The 25146-nt window shown below is 57.6% G+C and carries 23 protein-coding genes and 1 pseudogene; 14 read left to right on the top strand and 10 right to left on the bottom strand.

What is annotated here, in order from left to right; translation table 11 throughout:
• Window positions 1-149 precede the first annotated feature (149 nt).
• From hslO to FHN83_RS09860, 4 genes are all read right to left on the bottom strand, one after another.
• Window positions 150-1028: an Hsp33 family molecular chaperone HslO gene (gene hslO, locus FHN83_RS09875; protein WP_039031513.1), complete on the bottom strand. Its 879-nt coding sequence runs from the start codon at window positions 1026-1028 to the stop codon at window positions 150-152.
• A gap of 23 nt (window positions 1029-1051) precedes the next feature.
• Window positions 1052-1453, bottom strand: coding sequence for a ribosome-associated heat shock protein Hsp15 (hslR, locus tag FHN83_RS09870; protein WP_039031514.1), 402 nt, complete (start codon window positions 1451-1453; stop codon window positions 1052-1054).
• Window positions 1450-2133 (bottom strand): GMP/IMP nucleotidase, encoded by a 684-nt coding sequence (yrfG, locus tag FHN83_RS09865; RefSeq protein ID WP_139563747.1) that lies wholly within the window; start codon window positions 2131-2133, stop codon window positions 1450-1452. Before yrfG ends, hslR begins: the two co-directional genes overlap by 4 nt.
• 63 nt (window positions 2134-2196) lie before the next feature.
• A complete protein-coding gene (locus FHN83_RS09860; protein WP_138370766.1) occupies window positions 2197-4332 on the bottom strand; it encodes an intracellular growth attenuator family protein in 2136 nt (711 codons plus the stop codon).
• Between the two features lie 322 nt (window positions 4333-4654).
• Here FHN83_RS09860 and nudE point away from each other — a divergent pair, with 322 nt between their 5' ends.
• Window positions 4655-5215 carry an ADP compounds hydrolase NudE gene (gene nudE, locus FHN83_RS09855; protein ID WP_039031517.1) on the top strand — a complete coding sequence of 187 codons (561 nt, stop codon included), beginning with the start codon at window positions 4655-4657 and terminating at the stop codon, window positions 5213-5215.
• A gap of 40 nt (window positions 5216-5255) precedes the next feature.
• Here the strand turns inward: nudE and mrcA are convergent, their stop codons facing one another.
• On the bottom strand, window positions 5256-7808 hold the full coding sequence (mrcA, locus tag FHN83_RS09850; protein ID WP_039031518.1) for a peptidoglycan glycosyltransferase/peptidoglycan DD-transpeptidase MrcA: 2553 nt from the start codon (window positions 7806-7808) through the stop codon (window positions 5256-5258).
• A gap of 120 nt (window positions 7809-7928) precedes the next feature.
• On the opposite strand from mrcA, the gene pilM reads away from it, so the two are divergent.
• From pilM to trpS, 12 genes and pseudogenes are all read left to right on the top strand, one after another.
• Window positions 7929-8711, top strand: coding sequence for a pilus assembly protein PilM (gene pilM, locus FHN83_RS09845; protein WP_039031519.1), 783 nt, complete (start codon window positions 7929-7931; stop codon window positions 8709-8711).
• Window positions 8708-9247: a PilN domain-containing protein gene (locus FHN83_RS09840; RefSeq protein WP_139563746.1), complete on the top strand. Its 540-nt coding sequence runs from the start codon at window positions 8708-8710 to the stop codon at window positions 9245-9247. The genes pilM and FHN83_RS09840 overlap by 4 nt, the downstream gene beginning before the upstream one ends.
• Window positions 9231-9692 carry a HofO gene (locus FHN83_RS09835; protein ID WP_139563745.1) on the top strand — a complete coding sequence of 154 codons (462 nt, stop codon included), beginning with the start codon at window positions 9231-9233 and terminating at the stop codon, window positions 9690-9692. Before FHN83_RS09840 ends, FHN83_RS09835 begins: the two co-directional genes overlap by 17 nt.
• On the top strand, window positions 9682-10074 hold the full coding sequence (locus FHN83_RS09830) for a HofP DNA utilization family protein (protein WP_139563744.1): 393 nt from the start codon (window positions 9682-9684) through the stop codon (window positions 10072-10074). Before FHN83_RS09835 ends, FHN83_RS09830 begins: the two co-directional genes overlap by 11 nt.
• A pseudogene (hofQ, locus tag FHN83_RS09825) lies at window positions 9989-11218 on the top strand (DNA uptake porin HofQ); the annotation flags it as partial. The gene FHN83_RS09830 and the pseudogene hofQ, both read left to right, overlap by 86 nt.
• 302 nt (window positions 11219-11520) lie before the next feature.
• A complete protein-coding gene (aroK, locus tag FHN83_RS09820) occupies window positions 11521-12042 on the top strand; it encodes a shikimate kinase AroK (RefSeq protein WP_010436374.1) in 522 nt (173 codons plus the stop codon).
• Between the two features lie 57 nt (window positions 12043-12099).
• The gene (gene aroB / locus FHN83_RS09815) at window positions 12100-13188 is read left to right on the top strand and encodes a 3-dehydroquinate synthase (protein ID WP_039031522.1); all 1089 of its coding nucleotides are present in this window, start codon (window positions 12100-12102) and stop codon (window positions 13186-13188) included.
• Window positions 13189-13280: 92 nt separating this feature from the next.
• Window positions 13281-14603 carry a cell division protein DamX gene (gene damX, locus FHN83_RS09810; RefSeq protein ID WP_139563742.1) on the top strand — a complete coding sequence of 441 codons (1323 nt, stop codon included), beginning with the start codon at window positions 13281-13283 and terminating at the stop codon, window positions 14601-14603.
• A gap of 67 nt (window positions 14604-14670) precedes the next feature.
• Complete coding sequence (dam, locus tag FHN83_RS09805; RefSeq protein WP_039031524.1) at window positions 14671-15483, top strand: adenine-specific DNA-methyltransferase; 813 nt, start codon at window positions 14671-14673, stop codon at window positions 15481-15483.
• A 41-nt stretch (window positions 15484-15524) separates the two neighbouring features.
• Window positions 15525-16202, top strand: a complete 678-nt coding sequence (gene rpe / locus FHN83_RS09800; RefSeq protein WP_039031525.1) for a ribulose-phosphate 3-epimerase — start codon at window positions 15525-15527, stop codon at window positions 16200-16202.
• Window positions 16195-16956 carry a phosphoglycolate phosphatase gene (gene gph, locus FHN83_RS09795; RefSeq protein WP_039031526.1) on the top strand — a complete coding sequence of 254 codons (762 nt, stop codon included), beginning with the start codon at window positions 16195-16197 and terminating at the stop codon, window positions 16954-16956. The genes rpe and gph overlap by 8 nt, the downstream gene beginning before the upstream one ends.
• On the top strand, window positions 16949-17953 hold the full coding sequence (gene trpS / locus FHN83_RS09790; RefSeq protein ID WP_039031527.1) for a tryptophan--tRNA ligase: 1005 nt from the start codon (window positions 16949-16951) through the stop codon (window positions 17951-17953). The genes gph and trpS overlap by 8 nt, the downstream gene beginning before the upstream one ends.
• A 112-nt stretch (window positions 17954-18065) precedes the next feature.
• Here trpS and FHN83_RS09785 read toward each other — a convergent pair whose 3' ends face one another.
• The 5 genes from FHN83_RS09785 to nirB form a co-directional block, all read right to left on the bottom strand.
• Entirely contained in the window at window positions 18066-18236 is a 171-nt protein-coding gene (locus tag FHN83_RS09785; RefSeq protein ID WP_039031528.1) for a YhfL family protein, read from the bottom strand.
• Window positions 18237-18369: 133 nt separating this feature from the next.
• Entirely contained in the window at window positions 18370-19743 is a 1374-nt protein-coding gene (gene cysG, locus FHN83_RS09780; protein ID WP_139563741.1) for a siroheme synthase CysG, read from the bottom strand.
• A gap of 11 nt (window positions 19744-19754) precedes the next feature.
• On the bottom strand, window positions 19755-20564 hold the full coding sequence (gene nirC, locus FHN83_RS09775; RefSeq protein ID WP_139563740.1) for a nitrite transporter NirC: 810 nt from the start codon (window positions 20562-20564) through the stop codon (window positions 19755-19757).
• 155 nt (window positions 20565-20719) lie between these two features.
• Window positions 20720-21046: a nitrite reductase small subunit NirD gene (nirD, locus tag FHN83_RS09770; RefSeq protein WP_039031530.1), complete on the bottom strand. Its 327-nt coding sequence runs from the start codon at window positions 21044-21046 to the stop codon at window positions 20720-20722.
• Window positions 21043-23586 (bottom strand): nitrite reductase large subunit NirB, encoded by a 2544-nt coding sequence (nirB, locus tag FHN83_RS09765; RefSeq protein WP_138370776.1) that lies wholly within the window; start codon window positions 23584-23586, stop codon window positions 21043-21045. The genes nirD and nirB overlap by 4 nt, the downstream gene beginning before the upstream one ends.
• 240 nt (window positions 23587-23826) lie before the next feature.
• On the opposite strand from nirB, the gene FHN83_RS09760 reads away from it, so the two are divergent.
• Complete coding sequence (locus FHN83_RS09760) at window positions 23827-25143, top strand: cytosine deaminase (protein ID WP_139563739.1); 1317 nt, start codon at window positions 23827-23829, stop codon at window positions 25141-25143.
• The last annotated feature ends 3 nt before the right edge of the window (window positions 25144-25146 follow it).

Below are 25146 nucleotides of genomic sequence, written 5' to 3'. Positions count from 1 at the left end.
GTAAGCGCATACATGAAAGAAAATTACGAAAGCCTTACATGACTGGTAACGATTCAGCAGGGGGAGGAGGAATAGTGAATGAAATTAAAGAGTAGCGGGAAAGGGAAGAAGGTCAACTGCCCCCACAGGAGGGCAGTTAACGACAGGGCTTAGTGCAGCTGAGGATCGGCCGGAGAGGCGTTGTTGCGGATCTCGGCAATGTCCATTGCGTTGAAGACGTAGTGAGACCCACAGTAATCGCAGTGCATGTCGATCTCGCCATCTTCCGCCAGGATGCTGTCGATCTCTTCATCCGGCAGCGTTTTCAGGGCACCCGCACAGCGTTCACGGGAACAGGTGCACTTGAACTCAACGTCCTGCGGATCGTACAGGGTCACCTCTTCTTCGTGGTACAGACGCCAAAGCACGTCGTTCGCCGGCAGGGTGAGCAGCTCTTCGGCTTTGATGGTTTCGGTCAGGGTCGCCAGGTGCTCAAAATCATTGGTCTGAGCGTCCTGTGCAGGCAGAACCTGCAGCAGCATCCCGCCTGCCGCCGGCTGGCCATCGACTTCGCCGGTACGGATAAACAGGCGCGTCGGCAGCTGTTCGGAACGCATGAAGTAATCTTCCAGACAGGCCGCCAGGGTATCGCCCTCCAGACCCACAACGCCCTGATAGCGCTCGCCCTCTTCCGGGGAGATGGTGATCACCAGATAGCCGTTGCCGACCAGCGTTTTCAGATCGGCATTTTCCGGGACGTCGCCCTGAACGCGCGCCACGCCGCGCATCTGCTGCTGGTTGTTGCCGTTGATCACCGCCAGGCTCATCGGGCCATCACCCTGCAGCTGCACGGTGATGTCACCGGCAAATTTCAGGGTCGCAGTCAGCAGGCTGGTGGCGACCAGCAGCTCACCCAGCACGGTCTTAACCGGCAGCGGATAGTTGTGGTTTTCCAGGATCTGTTTCCAGGTTTCGGATACCGTAACCAGCTCGCCGCGAACGGCAAATTGTTCAAACAGATAGCGGTGTAATTGGTCGTGTTGGGCCATAGTCATCTCTCGTTCGGCAAGAATCACTCATTCTCGCCATTTTTAAATTTAATCAGATCGCGACGCTCTTTCTTGTCCGGTCGCCTGTCGGGATGCGGCATGGTCAGGGCATTAAGCTTGCGCGCCTGGGCCATCTTCTCGCGTTTTTCAACGCTTTCTGCCGTCTCTTCGTACAGGGTGCTGGCTTCCGCTGCCGGGCGACGCTGTTCGGTGACGTTTTTTACGATCACCGTTCGTTCGTCATTGCCCTGACGCAGCGTCAGGGTGGCGTTCAGCTCCACGAGCTTGCTCGGTTTGCTGCGCTGCCCGTTGTAATGCACCTTGCCGCCTTCAATCATTTCGCGGGCGAGGGCGCGCGTTTTGTAAAAGCGGGCAGCCCACAGCCATTTATCCAGTCTTACCCCTTCGGAGGGTTTCTCTTTCATGGCTTCTCCTTCACGGTGAGTGAGGGGATCATCCGGCGATAGTCGTTCATCCCCGGATGGCGAAGATAGCTTTTTTCAGCCAGGCCAGAATCAGGATTGGTCACGCCAAGGCAATAACGAATGCCAAATTTTGCCGCCGCATCCAGAATGGGTTCGCTGTCATCAATGAACAACGTTCTCTCTGGCTGCAGGCCGGTCTCTTCTGCCACCGCCTGCCACAGTCGCTGATCCTCTTTCGGATAACCAAATGTGTGGGTGGAAAGTAATAAATCAAGGTGTGAACCCAGTCCGGTATGTTCCAGCTTCACCGCCAGATTATGTGGGTGCGCGTTGGTCAACAGAATGCGCCGCTTACCGCTGGCTTTGAGCGCGTCCAGAAAGGGAACAGTATCTTCACGCAGTACGGCGCGCACGCCCTGAGCGGTAGTCATCGCGCAAATATCCAGTCCGAGGCGTTCGCTCCAGTAGTCCAGGCAGTACCAGTTTAGCGTATGTTGTACGGCGGTATATTGCTGGCGTATGAATTCCTGCGCCTCCAGCGGGGTGATCCCTTGCTGCTCGCCGTAGGTCTCCGGCACCAGTTTTTGCCAGAAGTAGTTATCAAACGCGAGATCGAGCAGCGTGCCGTCCATATCCAGCAGGACGGTATCAACGTCCTGCCAGGCGATATCAAGATGCATGGGGAATACTCCAGCCAGAAGAAACGTGCGCGACAGGGTAGCATATCTTGTCGCGCACAGAAGTTATCCGATCAGGCTCTCAGGGGTGGGGATCAGCTTCGGATTGAGGCAATTTTCGTAGTACTGCTGGATCTCGGCCAGGCGGGTGCGCGAGCGCTGGTAGCGGCGCAGGGCCATCACGCCGTTCCAGATAATGCACAGCACCATCGCCAGCATCAGCAGTGAGGTGGCGATGTAGCGCCATAAAGCGGCGCTATCCGGTATGCGGTGCAGTTCGATATGGCGGGTGCCGTTGGCATCGGTAAAGATGTTGGTCACAATCCCTTCCGCGCTGAACGGCGTGCGCATCAGCATCTGCGCCAGCCGCTGAAACTCACCCCACTGCTCCTGGGCCGGGTAGTCGTACAGCGCTACCGGCGGATAAGGCTGATCGACCAGATCGCTGCCCTCATCGCTGACAATCACAAAGCCGCCGGGCGCCGGGCTGTTAAGGGCCTGTGCGGCACGGGAGGTTTCGCGCATCACGAACGGCGCGGTAGAGGTGGCGACCAGGTTTTCCAGCGACTCGGCGCTCACCGGACGCAGCAGGACGTTAACGCCATCAAGACGGCCAGCGGTAGCGCGCTTGACCAGCGCTTCCCAGTCCTTGCTGTTACCGAGATTCACCAGGGCGTTCTTCAGCCTGACGCATTCGTCCGCCTCTGCGCACAGATCCTGGGTTTTCAGGACGATATCGCCAAAATCATCCAGCAGGATCATGCCCGATTTCTGAATGGCGGAGCGTAATGCCGGGCTGACGCGCGTCTCATCTTCCGGTTTAGGATGGAGCTGGCGGCTCAGGGCCTGAGTCAGCGCCGTGGCTTTGTTAACGGTATCCGATTCAGGCAGCGGCAGCGGGGCCGCGTCATTCCAGATCAGCTGCGAGCAGTCAAAAGGTGCAAAAGGCGAGCTCTGGCGCGCGTTCCAGTTGCCCGCCGCGTGGATATTACACATCCCGGTGCCCTGCAGATGCAGGGTATCACCGATGCGCACCCCGGCGTTTTCAAGCTGATCGACGCTGGTTGCCTCGATGGTCTGGGCGCCCTTGATCCATGAGAGGGTAAATTTGATCGGCATATCCAGCGGCACGAGGAGAACAAGCATCGCCAGTACGAGCCCTGCGCCAACCGCAATTACCGTGCTGCGCAGCCAGTGCTGCAGCGGGAAGTTCTTCACCTCGTCATGCAGGGATAAATAGCGCCCCTGGCGCACCACGTGGCGGTCCAGATAGATATCAACGTCGGTCTTTTGCCCTAAATCCTGGGCCAGCCACGGCTGCCAGTGGCGCGGGTAGATCAGGTCAATAATGCCCATCGAGATATTATTGACGTGGTCCTGATCGTTCTCGCCAAACAGACCCCAGCGCTTTGGCGTCCCGCGCAGGCAGTGGATCTCACGCAGGGCGTTTTTCGCCGGTGGGGCGAAGAGTCCCCATAAGCCCGCCGCCAGCAGCAGCACGCCGCCACCGGCAAGCCAGGGGGCAAAGACATCCGGGCTCATCAGGCAGAAGAAGAACAGCAGGAAGGCGGCGACAATCAGCAGCGCTTCACGAATGCCGTCCGGGCGACTGAGAGCGTACTCTTCGTGGGTCTCCTGGCGAATGTTCAGCAGCTCAATCTGCTCGGTCTCTTCGCCACGAATCGAGGCCTGGGTTGAGCTGACATGTTCCAGTGCCAGGTGCGGGGCTTCCTGAACATACTCGGCGATGGAGTGGCCGTTCAGGGCAATCACCAGCGGGATAGAGTCGGTGTGGATCAGCTCAACACTGTTTTCATCGTTGATGTACTGTTCCCAGAACGGCGGCAGATGCACTTCGACGGAGTCGAGGTAGTAGCGCCATTTATTGGGATCGTCGGTGGTAATACCGTAGCGGGTAATGGAGCGCGTCAGGCTGTGCACGGTATTGCTCTGGGCATTCAGGCTTAACGATACTGGCGCGGCGCTGGCACCTGTTGCAGGTGTCTGCTGGATACGGTTAAACGACTCGAGATATTGCTCGATCGCGCTGCGCTCTTCTGCGGTGAGTTTGCGTGTGCTCGCCCCGGTAAAGGCATTGAGATAAGGCAGGCGATATCGATGCTGCGCCCGACGTCTGTACAACCACCCTGCAATGAATGCGCAGGCCAGCATAGCAGCGATGACAATCAAAATGGTGCTCATGCTTTCCCCATCTTACTTTTTCTTACAGGTGTAGTCAGTAGCACCTTAACAGTGAATGCGTGTCTGTGGTTGGCTATCGGCATGTAAGGCGTTGAACTTGAGCAATTTGAAGCGCATCCCAGTGATCGCAGATGATAGCAAAGGCAACCGTGGCGGAATATCAGCAAATTCCTGGAACAATTTCAACCTATTGACTTTTGACTTGAAATGAGGAATGAATCTCATAAAGTTGCAATAATGTAAATAAAGCGCGATTGACATTGCCGAAACCGTGCGGCATATCGCACAATGACGCCAGTTCACCCAGCAAAGACCCGTCAAAATGAGCAAACCCTTACAAAAGCCCACCATCCTGAATGTTGAAACCGTCGCCAAATCGCGCCTGTTTAACGTTGAGAGCGTGGACCTGGAGTTTAGTAACGGCGTGCGCCGCGTCTACGAGCGTATGCGTCCCTCCACGCGCGAAGCCGTCATGATTGTGCCTATTGTCGACGAGCACCTGATTTTAATCCGCGAATACGCGGTGGGAACGGAATCTTACGAGCTGGGCTTTTCAAAGGGACTTATCGATCCCGGCGAGTCGGTTTATGAAGCCGCAAACCGTGAGCTGAAAGAAGAGGTCGGTTTTGGTGCGAAAGAGCTCACTTTCCTGAAAAAGCTCAGCATGGCACCGTCTTATTTCTCCAGCAAAATGAATATCGTGCTGGCGGAAGATCTCTACCCTGAGTCGCTGGAAGGGGATGAACCGGAACCGCTGCCGCAGGTACGCTGGCCGCTGGCGCATCTGATGGATCTGCTGGAAGAGCCTGATTTTAACGAAGCCCGGAACGTAAGCGCGCTGTTCCTGGTGCGTGAATGGCTGAAAGGACAGGGAAGGCTGTAGCGGAAAATCCCCCTCTCCACAGGGAAAGGGGGAAGATGTATCAGAAGAGCTCCTGCGTTTCGCCGTTATCAATCAAGGTTGTACCCACCTCATGCACCACCTGATGCGTTGGCTGCGTGCCTTCGATGAAATACTCTTCACGACTGTTACCGCCGTTAGCCAGCTGACCGCTGCTGCGATCGATATTGACCGTGACGATACCCGGCGGTGGCGTGAGCGGCTGTTCCGGTACGCCATCAAGAACGACTTTCATAAAGGCATCCCACGCCGGCTGAGCGCTTTTGGCTCCGCCTTCGTAACCGGAAATCTGATCTTTAATCGCTCCGGACGCCGTGGTACGGCCTAAATCACGACGGTGATCGTCAAAGCCGATCCACACCGACGTTACCGCACCCGGACCGTAACCCGAGAACCAGGCATCTTTCGAGCTGTTGGTGGTCCCGGTTTTGCCGCCGATGTCCTTGCGCTGCAAATCACGACCGGCACGCCAGCCCGTGCCCTGCCAGCCTGGTTCACCAAAGATGTTGCTGTTCAGCGCGCTTTTGATCAGGAACGCCAGCGGGGTGTTAATCACGTGCGGGGCATACTCCTGAGCACCGGTCTGGGCAACCAGCGCCTGGTTCGCCTGCTGGAGCTGCGGCATCGGCACCGCCGCATTCTGCTGCTCCTGAGAAATCGCGACATCTTCCATGTCCTGGTTGTTCAGCGCCTCTGACTTAGGCGTGTCACCGTAGATCACCGGAATATCACACTCTGCGCAGGCGATTTTCGGTCGGGCGTCAAACAGGACACCGCCCTGATCGTTCTCGATTTTGCTGATGAAGAACGGATCGACCAGGAAGCCGCCGTTGGCCATCACCGCATAGCCGCGCGCGACCTGCAGCGGGGTAAAGGAGGCGGAGCCCAGCGCCAGCGACTCGGTATGCACGATATTTTGCGCCGGGAAGCCGAAGCGCTGCAGATATTCCGCCGCATAATCGACGCCCATGGCACGCATGGCGCGCACCATCACCACGTTTTTCGACTGTCCCAGCCCCTGACGCAGGCGAATCGGACCGGCGTACTCTGCGGGTGAGTTTTTCGGACGCCAGTCGGAACCGGCCCCGGCATCCCAGCGGGAGATCGGCACGTCATTGAGGATACTGGCGAGGGTCAGACCCTTATCCATTGCCGCGGTGTAGAGGAAGGGTTTGATATTGGAACCGACCTGACGCAGCGCCTGAGTGGCACGGTTAAATTTGCTCTGGTTAAAGTCGAAGCCGCCAACCAGCGCGAGCACCGCGCCGTTATGCGGATCGATGGAGACCAGCGCCGAGTTAACGTCCGGGATCTGCCCCAGCCACCAGGCGTCGTTCACCTGGCGAACCCAGATTTGCTGACCTACCTGTACCGCATCGGTCACTTTACGCGGCGTCACGCCCTGCTGCGTATCAGAGCGATACGGACGCGCCCAGCGCACCCCTTCCATCCGCAGCGACACCGAAGTGCCGTCGGCGAGCATCGCCGTGGCTTCCTGCGGATTGGCCTGGGTCACCACCGCCGCCACGAACGGCCCGTAGCCCGGAAGCGGCTTCAGGGTATCGGTGATTTTTTTGCTGTTCCACGCCGATTCACCCACTTTCCACAGCACGTTTGACGGACCGCGGTAGCCGTGACGCATATCGTAATCAATCACGTTGTTACGCACCGCCTGCTGCGCGCCCTGCTGGACGTTGCGGCTGATGGTGGTGTAAACGCGGTAACCATCTTCGTAGGCCTGCTCGCCGTAGCGGGAAACCATCTCCTGACGAACCATCTCGCTGAGGTACGGCGCGGAGAAGGCAATTTCCGGGGCATGGTAGTTGGCGTCAATCACATCGTTGCGCGCCTGATCGTACTGGGTCTGGCTGATATAGCCCTCGCTCAGCATACGCGACAGCACCACGTTGCGACGCGCCGTAGCGCGATCCAGCGAGTAGAGCGGGTTAAAGGTGGAAGGCGCCTTCGGCAGACCGGCGATGGTGGCCATCTCACTCAGGGTGAGCTGCTCGATGGATTTACCGAAATAGACCTGCGCCGCCGCGCCCACGCCATAGGCACGGTAGCCGAGATAGATCTTGTTGAGGTAAAGCTCAAGGATCTCATCTTTGTTCAGCAACTGCTCAATGCGGATCGCCAGGAACACTTCCTTAACCTTACGCATCAGCGTTTTTTCAGGGCTCAGGAAGAAGTTACGCGCCAGCTGCTGGGTGATGGTACTTGCCCCCTGCGAAGCATGGCCGGAGAACAGCGCTACGCTTGCAGCACGGAAAATCCCCACCGGGTCAACGCCGTGGTGCTCATAAAAGCGGCTGTCTTCTGTGGCAATAAAGGCTTTCACCATGACTGGCGGAATTTGATTCAGCGTCAGCGGGATACGGCGCTTTTCACCGTACTGGGCAATCAGCTCGCCATCGGCGCTATAAACCTGCATCGGGATCTGAAGTCGTACGTCACGAAGCGTAGCGACATCAGGCAGTTGCGGCTCAATATATTTGTACAAACCAAAAATCGAGCCTGCTCCAAGCAGAATGCAACAGACTGCAAGGATCAATAAATACTTTACGAACTTCACTGGAGATTTCCCATTTAGTTTGAACTGGGCAGTTTCTAAACAATCGCGCGGTAGTATAAAGGCAAGCCTGTAGCATTGATATAGCCGTCATCCCCAGGGACGATAAGGAGATCGTGAAACATGGCGTTTAAAACATGGCGAACAGGCGTTCATATTCAACAGGATAAGGTTCTGGCCGTCGCGCTGGTGCGCGAAAAGTCGGGGTGGGGTCTGCGCCGCTGGTGGCAGCTCCCCCTGGCGGAGGGCATTATCCACGACGGGCAAATTCTTCAGCCCGAACAACTGGCTGCGGCCCTGCGCGAATGGCGTCAGACGCTGCCGCATCAGCATCAAATATTTCTCGCCTTTCCGGCTGCCCGCACCCTGCAGCGCACGCTGCCGCGCCCGGCGATGACCCTGCGCGACAGCGAGCAGACGGCCTGGATTGCATCCGCGTTGAGCCGTGAACTGGAGATGGCGCCCGAAGCCCTGCGTTTTGACTATGCAGAAGATACCTTCAGCCAGACATTTCAGATTACTGCCGCACAAAATAAGGAGATCGACGCGCTTCTGGAGCTGGCCCGGGTCCTGCGCCTGCAACTCACCACCATCACGCCCGATGCCGGAGCGCTGACGCATCTGCTGCCTTTTGTGCAGGCGCCCGCCCAGTGTATCGCCTGGCGCGATCGGGACCAGTGGCTCTGGGCGATGCGCCACCAGTGGGGCAGGCGCGGGCTGGCGGAAGCCCCCGACGTCGAACGGCTGGCCGCGCTGCTGGCGCTCAGGGTTGAGGAGATCGCCTGCTGCGATATGGCCAGTTTCGATCCCTGGTGCGTGGTACCCCACCGGCAGCCGCCGCTGCCTGAAAATGGCGCGGATTTTAGCGTCGCGCTGGCGCTGGCGGCGGGAGTCTATCCGGTATGAGGACCGCAAACCTGCTGCCGTGGCGTCAGCAACAAAAACGCCACTGCCTGCGCTTCTGGGGCCTGCTGTTTACCGGCTCGCTGCTCTTAACGCTGGTGCTCTGGACGGCCCTTCGGGCCAGCTCATCTCTGCAGACGGATGTTTACGCCCATAGGCAGGCCAGCGATCTGGCGCTGCGACAGGCGCTGGAGCAGCGGCAAAAGCAGTGGGCGGCGCGTGTTGTTCAGCGCCAGCAACGCCAGCGCTGGGCGCGGCAAAAAGCCAGCACGGAGGCCTGGCAGGCGGAACTGATCGCCCTGGCCCACGCCCTGCCGGAGCAGGCATGGCTGGCGCAGCTTCGCTTTAAGCAGTCCACGCTCTCGCTCCACGGATACGCCACTACCTTACCGGCGCTTGCGGCGCTGGAGACGGCACTACGCCTGCTGCCCGGATTCGGGCCGGGAACGCCGGGGGAGATGCGCCAGGACGCGCAGGGACGCTGGGAGTTTAGCTGGACGCTGACCCGCAAGGAGCAGGCTTATGCGGATCCATCCTGACATCTGGTACAGGCTGTCTCCGCGCTGGCGCGGCCTGTGCTGGGGCGTCAGTTCCGGGCTGATGCTGTTCGGCGTCACCGGTGTGCAGCTACACATACAGCATCAACAGCTCACGACGCAGCAGGCTCAGCATGAACAAGATGCGGCGATCAACGCCCGCTTATGGACCGCAGTGCGTAAGCTCTTCCCCGAGGATGACGTCCCAGCGTCCGTGGCAACGCGCCCTTTTTCGCCGCTGGAGTTCGATACCGGTGAGATGCGGATGGTGCGCTGGCAGCCCGTCAGCGCAGGCGGGGAGCTGGTGGTCGATGCGGTGTGGGCGCAGATCCCCACGCTGTTTGCCACCCTCGCCCGGCGCGATGTGGCGGTCGGGCGTTTTACCATCCAGCCAGAGCAGCAAAAGCTACGGATTACCCTCCAGCTGGAGCGGCAGAATGCGGGTTAACAGGGGCGTGCTGCTTTTACTGCCGCTGCTTCTCGGCATGCGCGATCCGTTTCAGGCCCCGGTATCACGCTGCCCCGACGCCGTCCTGAGCCAGTGGCGTTATGCCGGGCTGGTGTCCGGCGCGGTGCCGGTGGGGATCGTCAGGGATGAAACGTCGCGCTGGCTGCGGGTGCGCCGCGGCGAGACGCTGCCTCAGGGTGGGCGGGTAATGACGCTGGATGAAAAGGAGCTGGTCATCGACACCTCTGAGGTCTGTGAACAGCCGCTGTGGCGATGGCAACGACAAGGAACGAAACATGAAAACAGGGATCGTGGCACTGCTGCTGATCGCCAGCCAGGCGCTGGCAGCGGAAACGGCGGCCGTCAATCTGGTGGTGGATGATGTGCCGGTCGCCCAGCTTCTGCAGGCTCTGGCGGAGCAGGAGAACCGCAACATGATTATCGCCCCGGACGTGAGCGGCAACGTCTCGCTGCGTCTGCAGAAGGTGCCCTGGCTACAGGCGCTACAGACGGTAGTGACCAGCGCCGGGCTGGTGATGCGCCAGCAGGAGGGCATCTTTTATATTCACAGCGCCGCCTGGCAACAGCAGCAGCAGGCCAGAAAAGAGGCGGAGCGCGCAAAGCGCCAGCTCAGCGTGCCGCTGGAGGCGCGCAGCTTCCCTCTCTCGTATGCGGATGCGAGCGATCTCCAGCAGGCGGCCGAAAAGCTCCTTAGCCCGAAAGGCAGCCTTGCGGTGGACAAGCGCACCAATCGTCTGCTGGTGCGCGACACCCGGGCAGCGCTGGACGCACTACAGCACTGGGTGACGCAGATGGATCTGCCGGTAGCGCAGGTCGAGCTCGCGGCGCACATCGTCAGCATGAGTGAAAAAAGCCTGCGCGAGTTAGGGGTGAAGTGGAGTCTGGCCCAGGCTCAGCAGGCGGGTAAGCCCGGACAGCTGACGATACTCAGCGCCGATCTTGCGGTTAACGCCGCGACCACGCAGGTGGGCTTTAATATCGGGCGGATTAATGGCCGGCTGCTGGACATTGAGCTCTCCGCCCTCGAACAAAAGCAGCAGGTAGATATCATCGCCAGCCCGCGGCTGTTGGCATCCCACATGCAGCCCGCCAGCATCAAACAGGGGAGCGAGATCCCTTATCAGGTCTCCAGCGGAGAGAGCGGGGCGACGTCGGTAGAGTTTAAAGAGGCGGTGCTGGGCATGGAGGTGACGCCGGTGGTGCTGGCCAACGGTCGGGTACGCCTGAAGCTGCGTATCAGCGAGAACAGCCCGGGCCAGGTGTTGCAGCAGGCCGACAGTGAAACCCTGACCATCGATAAGCAGGAGATTGAAACCCAGGTTGAAGTTAAAAGTGGTGAAACGCTGGCCTTAGGGGGAATTTTTTCTCAGAGGCATAAAAGCGGCAGCGAAAATGTGCCAGGCTTGAGCCGTATTCCTCTCCTGGGGCAACTTTTCCGCCATCAGGGTAAAGACAACGAGCGCCGGGAATTAGTGGTTTTTATCACCCCACGTCTGGTTGCAACGCCATACTGGGCAGTAATGCCCCGCGTGATTTTGCATTCTGTTTGTTGCAGATGTTTGACGTGGGGCATGAATTAGCATACAAGGAGTACCGATTTGAGAATCAGCTTACACAATCTCACCCCTTAATAACTTAAGCGGCAAGCCTGGTGATTTATTCTGTTGCCAAACAAGCTGGAGTACTGAGATAATTTTTAGTCTGACTCTCGCTCTATCGCATATGAGGTTTCAGTTCATGTCCTGTTACGCCAGGTATCGGCGAAGCGGGTTTACCATTAACGAATAGTCTTAGTAGTACCGAAAAAATGGCAGAGAAACGCAATATCTTTCTGGTTGGGCCTATGGGTGCCGGCAAAAGCACTATTGGGCGCCAGTTAGCTCAACAACTCAATATGGAATTTTACGATTCTGATCAAGAGATTGAGAAACGAACCGGAGCTGATGTGGGCTGGGTCTTCGACGTAGAAGGCGAAGAGGGTTTCCGTGACCGTGAAGAAAAAGTCATCAATGAACTTACGGAAAAGCAGGGCATTGTGCTGGCTACCGGCGGCGGCTCTGTAAAATCTCGCGAAACTCGCAACCGTCTCTCCGCCCGCGGTGTCGTGGTCTATCTCGAAACGACCATCGAAAAACAACTGGCGCGTACGCAGCGTGATAAAAAACGCCCGTTGCTACAGGTTGAGACGCCTCCACGCGAAGTTCTGGAAGCACTGGCTGGTGAACGCAATCCGCTGTACGAAGAGATTGCTGACGTCACCATTCGCACAGACGACCAGAGCGCAAAAGTGGTCGCAAACCAGATTATTCATATGCTGGAAAGCAACTGATTCTGGCTTTATATACACTCGCCTGCGGGTAAAAGCATTTAAGGTGGATGTCGCGTTATGGAGAGGATTACAGTCACTCTCGGTGAACGGAGTTACCCTATCACTATCGCGGCTGGTTTGTTTAACGACCCAGCTTCCTTCTTACCACTGAAAGCGGGTGATCAGGCAATGCTGGTCACCAATGAGACTCTGGCTCCGCTTTATCTCGACCGCGTACGTCAGCTGCTCGAACAGGCTGGCGTGAAGGTCGACAGTGTGATTCTGCCTGATGGCGAGCAGTATAAAAGCCTGACGGTACTCGATACCGTCTTCACCGCATTACTGCAAAAACCGCACGGTCGCGACACTACACTGCTGGCTTTAGGCGGCGGTGTCGTTGGCGATCTGACGGGGTTTGCTGCGGCAAGCTATCAGCGCGGTGTCCGTTTTATTCAAATTCCTACCACGCTGTTGTCGCAGGTCGACTCTTCCGTTGGTGGCAAAACCGCCGTTAACCATCCGCTTGGCAAAAACATGATTGGCGCGTTCTACCAGCCCGCTTCGGTGGTGGTGGATCTCGACTGTCTGCAAACGCTGCCTCAGCGCGAGCTGGCCTCTGGCCTGGCGGAAGTGATCAAGTACGGCATTATTCTGGACGGCGAGTTCTTTAGCTGGCTTGAAGAGAATATGGACGCCCTGTTGCGCCTGGATGGTCAGGCGATGGCGTACTGTATTCGCCGTTGTTGTGAGCTGAAAGCAGAAGTGGTTGCCGCAGACGAGCGCGAAACAGGCTTACGTGCTTTACTGAATCTGGGGCACACCTACGGTCATGCTATCGAAGCCGAAATGGGCTACGGTAACTGGCTGCATGGCGAGGCCGTGGCGGCGGGAATGGTAATGGCCGCACGCACCTCGGAGCGTCTGGGTCAGTTCAGCAAGGCGGATACACAACGCATTATCACGCTGCTTGAGCGCGCCGGTTTGCCGGTGACGGGGCCGCGAGAAATGTCAGCGCAGGCCTACTTGCCGCACATGATGCGTGATAAAAAAGTATTAGCAGGCGAGATGCGTCTGGTACTCCCGCTTGCCATCGGAAAGAGTGAAGTTCGTGGCGGTGTGCCGCACGATGTCGTTCTTGGCGCTATTGCTGATTGCCAGCAAGCGTAACTATTAGAAAGGTCCGGCTGCGGTAACACGTAGCCAGTTTGCTTCAGGTGATGTGCAAAGTTGTAGGCATAAGCCTTTTAGTGGGGTGTTAAATGGATGAATTCAAACCAGAAGACGAGCTGAAACCCGATCCCAGCGATCGTCGTACTGGTCGTACTCGCCAGTCTTCAGAACGTGATAACGATCCGCAAATTAACTTTGATGAGGTCGATCTGGACAATGACGATCCTCGTCCTTCGCGTGGCCGCGCCGCCCGCGACGAGCGTGAAGAAGAGGATTATGAGTCCGAAGAAGATTCAATGGACGAAGAGCCCGTAGAGCGTCGCCCGCGTAAGCGTAAAGCCGCTCCGGCGAAGCCCGCTTCCCGCCAGTACATTATGATGGGTCTGGGCGTGCTGGTCCTGCTGCTGCTGATTATCGGCGTCGGCTCTGCACTCAAAGCCCCGTCAACCACGCCTGCTGAACAAACCGCGTCCGGCGAGAAGAGCATCGATCTCTCCGGCAGTGCTGCCGATCAGGCGAATGGCACCCAGCCTGCGCCAGGCACCACTTCTGCAGAGAATACTGCCGGGAATACCCAGCAGGAGATCTCTCTGCCGCCAGTTGCCTCCACGCCAACTCAGGGCCAGTCTCCGGCGACCCCGGAAGGCCAGCAGCGTGTTGAAGTGCAGGGCGATCTGAATAATGCCCTGACGCAGCCGCAGAGCCAGCAGCAGGTCAACAACGTGGTGGTTAACTCCACGCTGCCGACCGAGCCTGCGACCGTCGCGCCAGTTCGTGGTGCCACCGGGCAGCAGCAGACGGCGGCTACAGAAACTGCGCCACGTCAGACTAAACCTGCACAGCATCAGGAACGTAAGCAGACGGTTATCGAGCCGAAGCGTGAAGTGAAGCCACAGCCAGTTGCCAAAGCCGAAGCGCCGAAAGCCGCCGCGCAGCCGAAGCACACTGAAACGGCAACCAGCGCCCCGGCCAAAGCGCCAGCGGCAACCGCGGCGGCACCGAAAGCGACGGCTACGCCAGCGCCGGCGGCAACCGCCTCGACGCCAGCAGCAACCGCGCCTGCGGCAACCGCCTCGACGCCAGCAGCAACCGCGCCTGCGGCTTCTGCCAGCACCGGTAAATCTACAGGGAATGTGAGTTCACTGAAGTCTGCGCCGTCCAGCAACTACACGTTGCAGCTGAGCAGCTCTTCCAGCTATGACAACCTCAACGGCTGGGCGAAAAAATCAAACCTGAAAAACTTCGTTGTTTACGAGACCACCCGTAACGGTCAGCCATGGTATGTGCTGGTGAGCGGTGTGTACTCTTCTAAAGATGAAGCAAAACGCGCGGTTGCCACGCTGCCAGCCGACGTTCAGGCGAAAAATCCGTGGGCGAAGCCGATCCGTCAGGTTCAGTCCGATTTGAAGTAATCTGTGAAGCGCAGGATGCTGTCGGAGCTTTCTCCACAGCCGGAGAAGGTGTAATCAGTTAGTCAGCATGAAAAAAAATCGCGCTTTTCTGAAATGGGCAGGGGGGAAATACCCCCTGCTCGATGATATTCAAAAACACCTGCCAGACGGCGAGTGTCTTGTCGAACCCTTTGTTGGCGCGGGCTCGGTATTTCTCAATACCCACTACTCCCGCTATATCCTTGCGGATATCAACAGCGATCTGATCAGCCTCTATACCATCGTAAAAGAGCGTACCGATGAGTACGTCGATGAGGCGCGCAAGCTGTTTACGCCAGAGAACAACAACCCGGACGTTTACTATCAGCATCGCGCTGAGTTTAATCAGAGCCAGGACAAGTTCCGCCGTGCGCTGTTGTTCCTCTATCTTAACCGCCATGGCTACAACGGCCTGTGCCGGTACAACCTGCGTGGTGAATTCAACGTGCCCTTTGGTCGCTACAAGCGCCCGTACTTCCCGCAGGCCGAGCTGTATCACTTTGCTGAAAAAGCGCAGAATGCGGAGTTCCATTGCCTCTCGTATGAAGAGTGTATGGATAAAGCTGACGCTAACTCGGTGGTCTACTGCGATCCGCCTTATGCTCCACTGTCGGCAACGGCGAACTTCACCGCCTATCATACCAACAGCTTCAGTCCCGCCGAGCAGGCGCGTCTGGCGGAGATGGCGGAAAAACTGGTCAGCAAAAGTATCCCGGTGTTAATTTCGAATCACGACACGCCCGATACGCGCGAATGGTACAAGGCCGCTGAGCATTTTCAGGTCAAGGTCCGGCGCAGCATCAGCAGCAACGGCGGTACACGTAAAAAGGTGGACGAACTGCTGGCTCTCTATCTGCCCTGAGCCGTTTCGCCCGCCGTTAAACAAAGTTCAAGGAGATGCGGATGAAACAGTATTTGATTGCACCCTCAATTCTTTCGGCTGATTTTGCCCGGCTGGGCGAAGACACCGCGAAAGCCCTGGCTGCCGGTGCGGATGTCGTTCATTTCGACGTTATGGATAACCACTACGTGCCTAACCTGACCATCGGCCCGATGGTCCTGAAGGCGCTGCGCAACTATGGCGTCACCGCACCCATTGATGTGCATCTGATGGTGAAGCCGGTTGATCGCATCGTGCCGGATTTTGCCGCCGCGGGCGCCAGCATCATCACCTTCCATCCTGAAGCCTCCGAACACGTTGACCGCACGCTGCAGCTGATCAAAGAGCACGGTTGTAAGGCGGGCCTGGTCTTTAACCCGGCCACGCCGCTGAGCTACCTTGATTACGTTATGGATAAGCTGGACGTGATCCTGCTGATGTCCGTGAACCCGGGCTTTGGCGGGCAGTCCTTCATTCCACAAACGCTGGATAAGCTGCGTGAAGTGCGCCGCCGTATCGACGAGTCTGGCTTTGATATCCGCCTCGAAGTGGACGGTGGCGTGAAGGTCAACAACATCGGCGAAATCGCTGCGGCGGGCGCGGATATGTTTGTCGCGGGTTCGGCTATTTTCGATCAGCCGGACTACAAAAAAGTCATTGATGAAATGCGCAGTGAACTGGCGAAGGTAAGTCATGGATAATTTGCAGGCAATTCGGGGCGTTGCATTTGACCTCGACGGCACGCTGGTGGACAGCGCGCCGGGTTTAACAGCGGCAGTGGATCAGGCGCTGTACGCGCTGGAACTGCCGGTCGCGGGCGAAGAGCGCGTGGTTACGTGGATCGGTAACGGGGCGGACGTGCTGATGGAACGCGCGCTGACCTGGGCGCGTCAGGAACGGGCGATCCAACGTGCGGCGCAGGGCAAGCCGGGTGTCGATCATGCGGATATCCCGCAGGAAGAGCAGGTTCGTGTCCTGCGTAAGCTGTTTAACCGTTTTTATGAAGAGACGGTGGAAGAGGGCAGCTTCCTGTTCCCGGATGTGGCCGGTACGCTGGGCGCGCTGCATGCTAAGGGTATGCCGCTGGCGCTGGTGACCAATAAGCCGACAGCGTTCGTCGCGCCGTTGCTGGAAGCGCTGGATATTGCCCACTATTTCTCGGTGATTGTCGGTGGCGATGACGTGCAGAACAAGAAGCCGCATCCCGAACCGCTACTGCTGGTGGCAGGAAAATTATCTTTATCGCCTGAAGCACTGCTCTTTGTAGGTGATTCGCGCAATGATATTCTGGCTGCCAGGGCCGCAGGCTGCCCGTCCGTTGGCCTCACCTATGGTTATAACTACGGTGAATCCATTACGCTGAGTGAGCCGGATTTTGTCTTCGACCACTTCAAAGATTTACTGCCCGTTCTCGGGCTTTCGCACAGTGAAAATCAGGAATTGAAAAATGACTAAGCCCATCGTATTTAGTGGCGCACAGCCCTCAGGTGAACTGACCATTGGCAACTATATGGGTGCGCTGCGTCAGTGGGTGAACATGCAGGATGAGTATCACTGTATCTACTGCATCGTTGACCAGCACGCCATTACCGTGCGCCAGGATCCGCAGCAGTTGCGTAAAGCGACGCTCGACACCCTTGCGCTCTATCTGGCCTGCGGTATCGATCCTGAGAAAAGCACCATTTTCGTTCAGTCCCATGTGCCGGAACACGCGCAGCTGGGCTGGGCCCTGAACTGCTACACCTATTTCGGCGAACTGAGCCGTATGACCCAGTTCAAGGATAAATCTTCCCGTTACGCCGAAAACATCAACGCCGGTCTGTTTGACTATCCGGTGCTGATGGCCGCTGACATCCTGCTGTACCAGACCAACCAGGTTCCGGTGGGTGAAGACCAGAAGCAGCACCTGGAGCTGAGCCGCGATGTCGCCCAGCGCTTCAATGCGATCTACGGCGACATCTTCAAGGTGCCAGAGCCGTTTATTCCGAAGTCCGGCGCTCGCGTGATGTCCCTGCTGGAGCCAACCAAGAAGATGTCCAAGTCAGACGATAACCGCAACAACGTTATCGGCCTGCTGGAAGATCCGAAAGCGGTGGTTAAGAAGCTCAAGCGTGCGGTTACCGACTCGGACGAGCCGCCTGTGGTGCGTTACGACGTGCAGAACAAAGCGGGCGTCTCTAACCTGCTGGATATTCTCTCCGCCGTGACGGGGCGCAGCATTCCTGAGCTGGAGCAGCACTTCGAAGGCAAAATGTATGGTCATCTGAAAGGCGAAGTGGCTGACGCGGTTTCCGGCATGTTGACCGAACTGCAGGCGCGTTATCACCAGTTCCGTAATGACGAAGCCTTCCTGCAGAAAGTGATGAAAGAGGGTGCCGAGAAGGCCAGCGCACGCGCCTCTGAAACGCTGAAAGCGGTGTACGAAGCGATTGGGTTTGTGGCGAAACCTTAAGCTTGTTTGCCGGGTGGCGGCTTTGCCTTACCCGGCCTACGGGGTAGTGTAATAGCGCCACTCTGCGAAAAAAAACCGGGAACTCCCCGGTTTTTTTATGCCTGAAAAACGCTTACTGACTCGCTGCCGGGCCACAGCCGCCGATGATCTTGGAGATAGAGATCGCCGGGTGCAGCAGGTAATCGTAGCTGCAGTTATTTTTGGTGTTTTCAACACGGCCGGTACATGCCGTAAGAGTCGTTAAGATGCCTGCAACCAGGGCAATCTTTGCCAGTTTGAACATAACGCTTCCTTGTCTGTAACATGAGGGAATATATGAAAATATGCTTTCACGGAAGGTATGTTATCGACAGGGGTAAGAGAGGAGTAGTCCATAACAGGACTACTCATTGAGCGGGGAATATGTTCAGTCTGGCTCAGTGGTTGGAGAACCAGTTTAGTCTGTCACGCAACGCCACCACGCGGCCTACCACGATCAGCGCCGGGCTTTCAACCTGTTGGGCAAGCTCGCCCAACTGGGTTAATACACCGCTGACCACACGCTGTTTGATCGACGTGCCGTTCTCCACCAGCGCAACCGGCATTTCTGCATCCATGCCGTGTTCAAGCAGTTTCGCCTGAATGGTCGCCGCCTGGTTCAGCCCCATATAGAACACCAGGGTCTGTTTTTCCGCGGCCAGGTTATGCCAGTCCAGTTCGCAGCCGGTTTTCAGGTGGCCGGTAACCAGACGCACGCTTTGGGCGTAATCACGGTGGGTCAGTGGGATACCGGAATAGGCCGAGCAGCCAGAGGCGGCGGTAATGCCCGGCACCACCGAGAACGGAATGCCTGCGTCACACAGCGTCTCCAGCTCTTCGCCGCCGCGCCCGAAGATAAAGGGATCGCCGCCTTTCAGACGCACCACGCGTTTCCCCTTTTGCGCTTCACGCAGCAGGATCTGGTTAATCTCTTCCTGCGGTACGCAGTGATATCCGGCGCGCTTGCCGACAAACACCCGGTCGGCATCCCGGCGCACCAGGTTCATGATGTCATCAGAGACCAGACGGTCATAAACCACGATATCCGCCTGCTGGATCTGCTGCAGCCCTTTCAGGGTTAACAGGCCGGCATCGCCCGGACCTGCGCCCACCAGCACCACCTCGCCACGGTGATCGAGCGGTGCACTCAGCAGCTGCTCGGTGGTGTCATCCACGGCTTTGCGATCCTGGTTAGCCAGCGACTGCGCCAGCCGGTCGTTGACAAAGAATTTTTCCCAGAAGCGGCGGCGTTCGCCGACGGTGGCGTACTGCTTTTTCACCCGGGCGCGCAACTGACCCGCATAGTGGGCTACATGGCCTAAGTGCTGCGGCAGAATGGCTTCGAGCTTTTCGCGCAGCAGGCGCGCCAGCACCGGCGAGGTACCGCCGGAGGAGACGGCGACCATCAGCGGCGAGCGGTCGATAATCGACGGCATGATGAAACTCGCCTCTTTCGGCGCATCCACCACGTTGCAGAAGATCCGCCGGGTTTCACAGGCGTCGCTGACGCGCTGGTTAACCACATCGTCGTCGGTAGCGGCGATGGTCAGCCAGCAGGTATCGAGCAGAGATTCGTTGAACTCACCCTCAACCAGGGTGAGCATCCCTTCCTGCGCCCACACGGTAAACTGCGGGGCGAAGTCGAGGGCGTTTACGGTGAGTCGGGCCCCTGCCTCTAACAGCAGGCGGGCTTTACGTTCAGCCACATCGCCACCGCCCACGAGCAGGCAGTCACGATTGCGTAATTGACAGAATATTGGCAGGTGATCCACGACATTACCTCTTACTGGTTGGCTTTCGCCTGAACGGTTGCGATGGTGGCAGGAGTTGGACGCTCCGCTTTAGGGGTAGCATACCAGTAACCCCAACCCATAAATACAACCCCAGAAAGGGTATTGCCTAGCGTTACCCACAACAGGTTATGACCGATGCCTGACAGGGTATAGGCTTCGCTGTGGTGACCAAACCAGGAGAGGGCAAACAGCGTCATGTTGGCAACGGAGTGTTCGTAACCGGAGGCGATAAAGGCCAGCAGGCACCACCAGATCGCGATGAACTTCGCGGCACCTTCAGTACGGATTGCCATCCAGATCGCAAGACACACCAGCCAGTTACAGAGCGCGCCTTTAAAGAACAGGACCATCGCCGGGGCGGTGGTTTTCGCCAGGGCGACGGTGTGAACGAGGCTGGTATCCACCGGCAGCAGGCTACCGCCACCCCAGCTGTAAAGCAGCGCGACAAACACGGAGCCCACCAGGTTACCGAGCCAGGTCTGCGGCAGAATGCCCCACATCTGGCTCTGGGTGATGGTGCCGGCTTTCACGCCCAGCGTCAGGAACATGGTGTGACCGGTGAAAAGCTCAGAACCTGCGATGATGACCAGGGTCAGCGCGATCCCGAAGGTAGCGCCCATCACCAGCGGACGAACGGATGGGTCGACGAGATTACCGAGGGTGAAAATTAAAATGATCCCCAGGCCCACATAGGCACCGGCCATCGCGGAACTGATCCAGAATCCGAGAGGACTATTTTTGCTGAGGCGTGCGATACGCGCAGCGTTAGCCGCACACTTATTAATAGTGTCTGTAAACATTTGATTATCCAAAATAATAATTAAAGAAATAATAAATAAACCGTAGGCCGGATAAGAAGCTTGCTTCGCCATCCGGCAACGCCCGGCGGCGCTGTGCTTGCCGGGCCTACAAAATCAAAATCAAATAACGGAGGGCATTGCACCCTCCGGTTTTATCAGCCTCTCAGCTGCACCTTGCCGTCTTTGACGCGGACGTCATAGTGCTTCACGGAGTGGCTCTCATCTTCCATGCAGTGGCCGTCGCTCAGGCGGAAACGCTGCTTTTTCAGCGGGCTGGCAACCCACAGCTCGCCCTGATGTTCCGCGATGATCCCGCGGGAAAGCACGCTGGCCTCAAAGAACGGGTCGATATTGCTGATGGCAAAAACCTGTTCGTCGTGACGTGGACGGAAAATGGCAACCTGCTCATGACCCAACAGCGCACACACGCCGGTGGCTGGCAGGATCTCGTCGATTTTGCAGATGTTTACCCACTGGCTCATGCGTTTTCCTCCACCAGAGTCACCGGAATGCGTTCATACGGCGTCGCCGGACGATGCTGTTCGCGCTCAGGCACGACCTGCACGCTCGGGTCGCGCTGGTTGCTGTTGATAAAGTGTTTGAAGCGAACCTGCGCCGACGGGGTGTTGACGGTTTCGGTCCATTCGCAAATCACGGCATCGCGCAGGCGAGCCATCTCTTCTTCCAGCGTCGCGTTCAGGCCCAGCTTGTCGTCGATGATAACGGACTTCAGGTAGTCAATGCCGCCTTCCAGGTTATCCAGCCACGGCGCGGTACGGGTCAGTTTGTCCGCGGTACGGATGTAGAACATCATGAAGCGGTCGAGGTACTTAATCAGCGTTTCACGGTCGATATCCGCCGCCAGCAGGTCCGCGTGACGCGGTTTCATCCCGCCGTTACCACAGACATACAGGTTCCAGCCTTTCTCAGTGGCGATGATCCCCACGTCTTTACCCTGCGCTTCAGCACATTCACGGGTACAGCCAGAGACGCCGAACTTCATTTTGTGCGGGGTGCGGATGCCTTTGTAGCGGTTTTCCAGCTCGACGCCGAAACCGACGCTGTCGCCCACGCCGTAGCGGCACCAGGTGCTGCCCACGCAGGTTTTCGCCATACGCAGCGCTTTGGCATAGGCGTGACCGGTTTCGAAGCCCGCTTCAATCAGCTGACGCCAGATTTCCGGCAGGTCGTCTTTCTGCGCACCAAACAGGCCGATACGCTGGGAACCGGTGATTTTGGTGTAGAGGTTAAACTCGCGTGCGATGCGACCGACAGCCACCAGCCCTTCCGGGGTGATTTCACCGCCGGCAGAACGTGGAATGACGGAGTAGGTACCGTCTTTCTGGATGTTCGCCAGGAAGTTGTCGTTGGTGTCCTGTAGCGGAGTGTGCTGCGGCTTGAGCACGTACTCATTCCAGCAGGAGGCCAGCAGAGAACCGACGGTCGGTTTACAGACTTCACAGCCATAGCCCTGACCGTGTTTTTGCAGCAGCTCGTCGAAGGATTTGATGCCTTCAACGCGGATCAGGTGGTACAGCTCCTGGCGAGAGTAAGCGAAGTGCTCGCACAGGTTGTTGTTGACTTCGATGCCCTGTTTCGCCAGCTCGGCGTTCAGCACCTGGGTCACCAGCGGGATACAGCCGCCGCAGCCGGTACCGGCTTTGGTTTCAGCTTTCAGCGCCGCAACGGTGTGGCAGCCTTTGTTGATGGCGGCAACCAGCATGCCTTTAGTGACGTCGAAGCAGGAGCAAATCTGCGCGCTGTCCGGCAGCTTATCAACCCCGATGGACGGCTTGCCGCTGGCCGCGTGGGCTGGCAGGATCAGCGCGTCCGGATTCTCCGGCAGCTCAATGGCGTTCAGCACCAGCTGCAGCAGGTTGCCGAAATCGCTGGTATCACCCACCAGCACCGCGCCGAGCAGGGTTTTGTTATCCGGGCTGACGATAAGACGTTTATAAACTTCTTTGCTTTCGTCGAGGTAGACGTAGCTGCGGGAGTTCGGCGTGCGACCGTGCGCATCGCCGATACCGCCTACGTCCACGCCCAGCAGCTTCAGCTTGGCGCTCATGTCCGCGCCGGTGAAGGCGTTTTCATTGCCGAGGATATGGTCGGCAGTCACCTGCGCCATCTTGTAGCCCGGGGCAACCAGACCGTAGACGTGATTTTCCCAACTGGCGCATTCACCGATGGCGTAGATATCCGGATCGGAGGTCTGGCAGGTGGAGTTGATCATGATCCCGCCGCGCTGGGCAACGGCCAGACCGCACTGAGTGGCCAGCTTGTCGCGCGGGCGAATACCGGTGGAGAAGACGATAAAGTCGACTTCCAGCTCGCTGCCGTCGGCGAAGCGCATGGTTTTACGCGCCTCGGTGCCTTCCTGCACGATCTCTTTGGTATTTTTGCTGGTGTGAACTTTCACACCCATGCTTTCAATTTTGCGTTTCAGCTGCTCGCCACCCATGTGGTCGAGCTGCTCTGCCATCAGCATCGGGGCAAATTCGATGACGTGGGTTTCAACGCCTAAGTTTTTCAGCGCGCCAGCGGCTTCGAGGCCGAGCAGGCCGCCGCCGACAACCGCGCCGCGTTTGCTGCGACGGGCGCAGGATTCAATGGCGTTCAGATCTTCAATGGTACGATAGACGAAGCAATCCTGAGTTTCAGACCCTTTGATCGGCGGGATCCACGGGTATGAGCCAGTCGCCATGATCAGCTTGTCGTAAAAAACCGTGCGTCCCGCACTGGAATGAATCACTTTTTCCTGACGGTTGATGGTGATAGCGCGCTCGCCCACCAGAACCTTCACGCCATGTTTCTCGTAAAAACCTTCGCGCACTAAAGAGAGCTCTTCGGCGGTGTGGTGAGAGAAATAGGAGGAGAGGTGCACGCGGTCGTACGCCTTACGGGGTTCTTCACAGAACACGGTAATGTCGAACCGGTTGGCATCGGCTTTATCAAGGAGATCCTCAATAAAGCGGTGGCCGACCATGCCGTTACCGATGATAGCGAGTCTGACTTTGCTCATTTTTGCCTCGATTTCTTTTCTATTACTGCCTACCTTAACGATTCAGCAAAGCCGCTTATTGATGCAAATCAAATACGCCTTCAACTACTCCTTAGTGGGTAGTTTGTTGATTTGTCAGGTTTTTTATAAGTACTGGAAATCTCAGGCTTTTCGTAATCGATGATTTTGTGTACAAAATAGGAGGCTAATTTTTAATTTCAGCTACTCCTGAATTTCAGCCCTCATTTTAGGGAGAACATGATGTCTACAGCACCGCTTTGGCTTATCCAGAACGTCCGTTTACCGGGACGGGATGGCTTATGGCAACTGGCTATTGAGAACGGTCGTTTTGGCGAAATCACCCCAACGGGCGAGAAGCAGAGCGAGAGCTATGAGGTGTTAAACGCTCGCGGCGGGCTGGCCATTCCGCCCTTTATCGAGCCGCATATCCACCTGGATACCACCCAGACCGCGGGTGAGCCGAACTGGAACCAGTCCGGGACGCTGTTTGAGGGCATCGAAAGATGGGCGGAGCGCAAGGCGCTGCTTAGCCACGAGGATGTTAAAGCCCGGGCCTGGAAGACCCTGAAGTGGCAGATCGCCAACGGCATCCAGTTTGTGCGCACCCATGTGGATGTCTCGGATCCGACCCTCACCGCCCTGAAGGCGATGCTGGAGGTGAAGCAGGAGGTCGCGCCATGGGTCGACCTGCAAATCGTCGCGTTCCCGCAGGAGGGGATCCTCTCCTATCCCAACGGCGCCGCACTGCTGGAAGAGGCGTTACGGCTGGGGGCTGACGTGGTAGGCGCTATCCCGCACTTTGAGTTCACCCGGGAATATGGCGTGCAGTCGCTGCATATCGCCTTTGAACTGGCGAAGAAGTACGACCGTCCGCTGGATATTCACTGCGATGAGATCGACGACGAGCAGTCGCGGTTTGTCGAAACGGTGGCCGCGCTGGCGTATGAGGCCGGGATCGGCCCGCGCGTTACCGCCAGCCATACCACCGCGATGCACTCCTATAACGGGGCTTATACCTCGCGGCTGTTTCGTCTGCTGAAGCTCTCCGGGATTAACTTTGTCGCCAATCCGCTGGTGAATATCCATCTGCAGGGGCGCTTTGACGACTATCCAAAGCGGCGCGGCATTACCCGGGTGAAGGAGTTGCTGGAGGCGGGGGTTAACGTCTGCTTCGGCCATGACGACGTGTTTGACCCCTGGTATCCGCTGGGTACCGGCAATATGCTGCAGGTTCTGCACATGGGGCTGCACGTCTGTCAGATGATGGGCTATCAGCAAATTGATAGCGGACTCAACCTCATCACCCACAACAGCGCGCGCACGTTTGGGCTGAGCGATTACGGTATCGAAACGGGGAACCCGGCAAACTTAATTATCTTGCCAGCGGAAAGCGGCTTTGAAGCGGTGCGCTGCCAGGTGCCGGTGCGCTGGTCGATTCGTCAGGGCAGGGTGATTGCGACGACCCAGCTGGCGCAGACCTGGGTACAGACGGACAGCGGCGGAGAAGAAGTGTTCTTTACCAAAAACAGCCCCTTTACCGAGCGCAAAGGGGCTTAAGAG

The sequence above is a fragment of the Leclercia adecarboxylata genome, assembly GCF_006171285.1.
Lineage (GTDB): Bacteria > Pseudomonadota > Gammaproteobacteria > Enterobacterales > Enterobacteriaceae > Enterobacter > Enterobacter barmai.
This window is presented reverse-complemented; position numbering and strand designations above follow the sequence as displayed.

Excerpts from the sequence above, each read along its gene's own strand:
- hslO (WP_039031513.1), bottom strand. The coding sequence starts at position 1,028 with ATGGCCCAACACGACCAATTACACCGCTATCTGTTTGAACAATTTGCC.
- hslR (WP_039031514.1), bottom strand. The coding sequence starts at position 1,453 with ATGAAAGAGAAACCCTCCGAAGGGGTAAGACTGGATAAATGGCTGTGG.
- yrfG (WP_139563747.1), bottom strand. The coding sequence starts at position 2,133 with ATGCATCTTGATATCGCCTGGCAGGACGTTGATACCGTCCTGCTGGAT.
- FHN83_RS09860 (WP_138370766.1), bottom strand. The coding sequence starts at position 4,332 with ATGAGCACCATTTTGATTGTCATCGCTGCTATGCTGGCCTGCGCATTC.
- nudE (WP_039031517.1), top strand. The coding sequence starts at position 4,655 with ATGAGCAAACCCTTACAAAAGCCCACCATCCTGAATGTTGAAACCGTC.
- pilM (WP_039031519.1), top strand. The coding sequence starts at position 7,929 with ATGGCGTTTAAAACATGGCGAACAGGCGTTCATATTCAACAGGATAAG.
- FHN83_RS09840 (WP_139563746.1), top strand. The coding sequence starts at position 8,708 with ATGAGGACCGCAAACCTGCTGCCGTGGCGTCAGCAACAAAAACGCCAC.
- FHN83_RS09835 (WP_139563745.1), top strand. The coding sequence starts at position 9,231 with ATGCGGATCCATCCTGACATCTGGTACAGGCTGTCTCCGCGCTGGCGC.
- FHN83_RS09830 (WP_139563744.1), top strand. The coding sequence starts at position 9,682 with ATGCGGGTTAACAGGGGCGTGCTGCTTTTACTGCCGCTGCTTCTCGGC.
- aroK (WP_010436374.1), top strand. The coding sequence starts at position 11,521 with ATGGCAGAGAAACGCAATATCTTTCTGGTTGGGCCTATGGGTGCCGGC.
- aroB (WP_039031522.1), top strand. The coding sequence starts at position 12,100 with ATGGAGAGGATTACAGTCACTCTCGGTGAACGGAGTTACCCTATCACT.
- damX (WP_139563742.1), top strand. The coding sequence starts at position 13,281 with ATGGATGAATTCAAACCAGAAGACGAGCTGAAACCCGATCCCAGCGAT.
- dam (WP_039031524.1), top strand. The coding sequence starts at position 14,671 with ATGAAAAAAAATCGCGCTTTTCTGAAATGGGCAGGGGGGAAATACCCC.
- rpe (WP_039031525.1), top strand. The coding sequence starts at position 15,525 with ATGAAACAGTATTTGATTGCACCCTCAATTCTTTCGGCTGATTTTGCC.
- gph (WP_039031526.1), top strand. The coding sequence starts at position 16,195 with ATGGATAATTTGCAGGCAATTCGGGGCGTTGCATTTGACCTCGACGGC.
- trpS (WP_039031527.1), top strand. The coding sequence starts at position 16,949 with ATGACTAAGCCCATCGTATTTAGTGGCGCACAGCCCTCAGGTGAACTG.
- FHN83_RS09785 (WP_039031528.1), bottom strand. The coding sequence starts at position 18,236 with ATGTTCAAACTGGCAAAGATTGCCCTGGTTGCAGGCATCTTAACGACT.
- nirC (WP_139563740.1), bottom strand. The coding sequence starts at position 20,564 with ATGTTTACAGACACTATTAATAAGTGTGCGGCTAACGCTGCGCGTATC.
- nirD (WP_039031530.1), bottom strand. The coding sequence starts at position 21,046 with ATGAGCCAGTGGGTAAACATCTGCAAAATCGACGAGATCCTGCCAGCC.
- nirB (WP_138370776.1), bottom strand. The coding sequence starts at position 23,586 with ATGAGCAAAGTCAGACTCGCTATCATCGGTAACGGCATGGTCGGCCAC.
- FHN83_RS09760 (WP_139563739.1), top strand. The coding sequence starts at position 23,827 with ATGTCTACAGCACCGCTTTGGCTTATCCAGAACGTCCGTTTACCGGGA.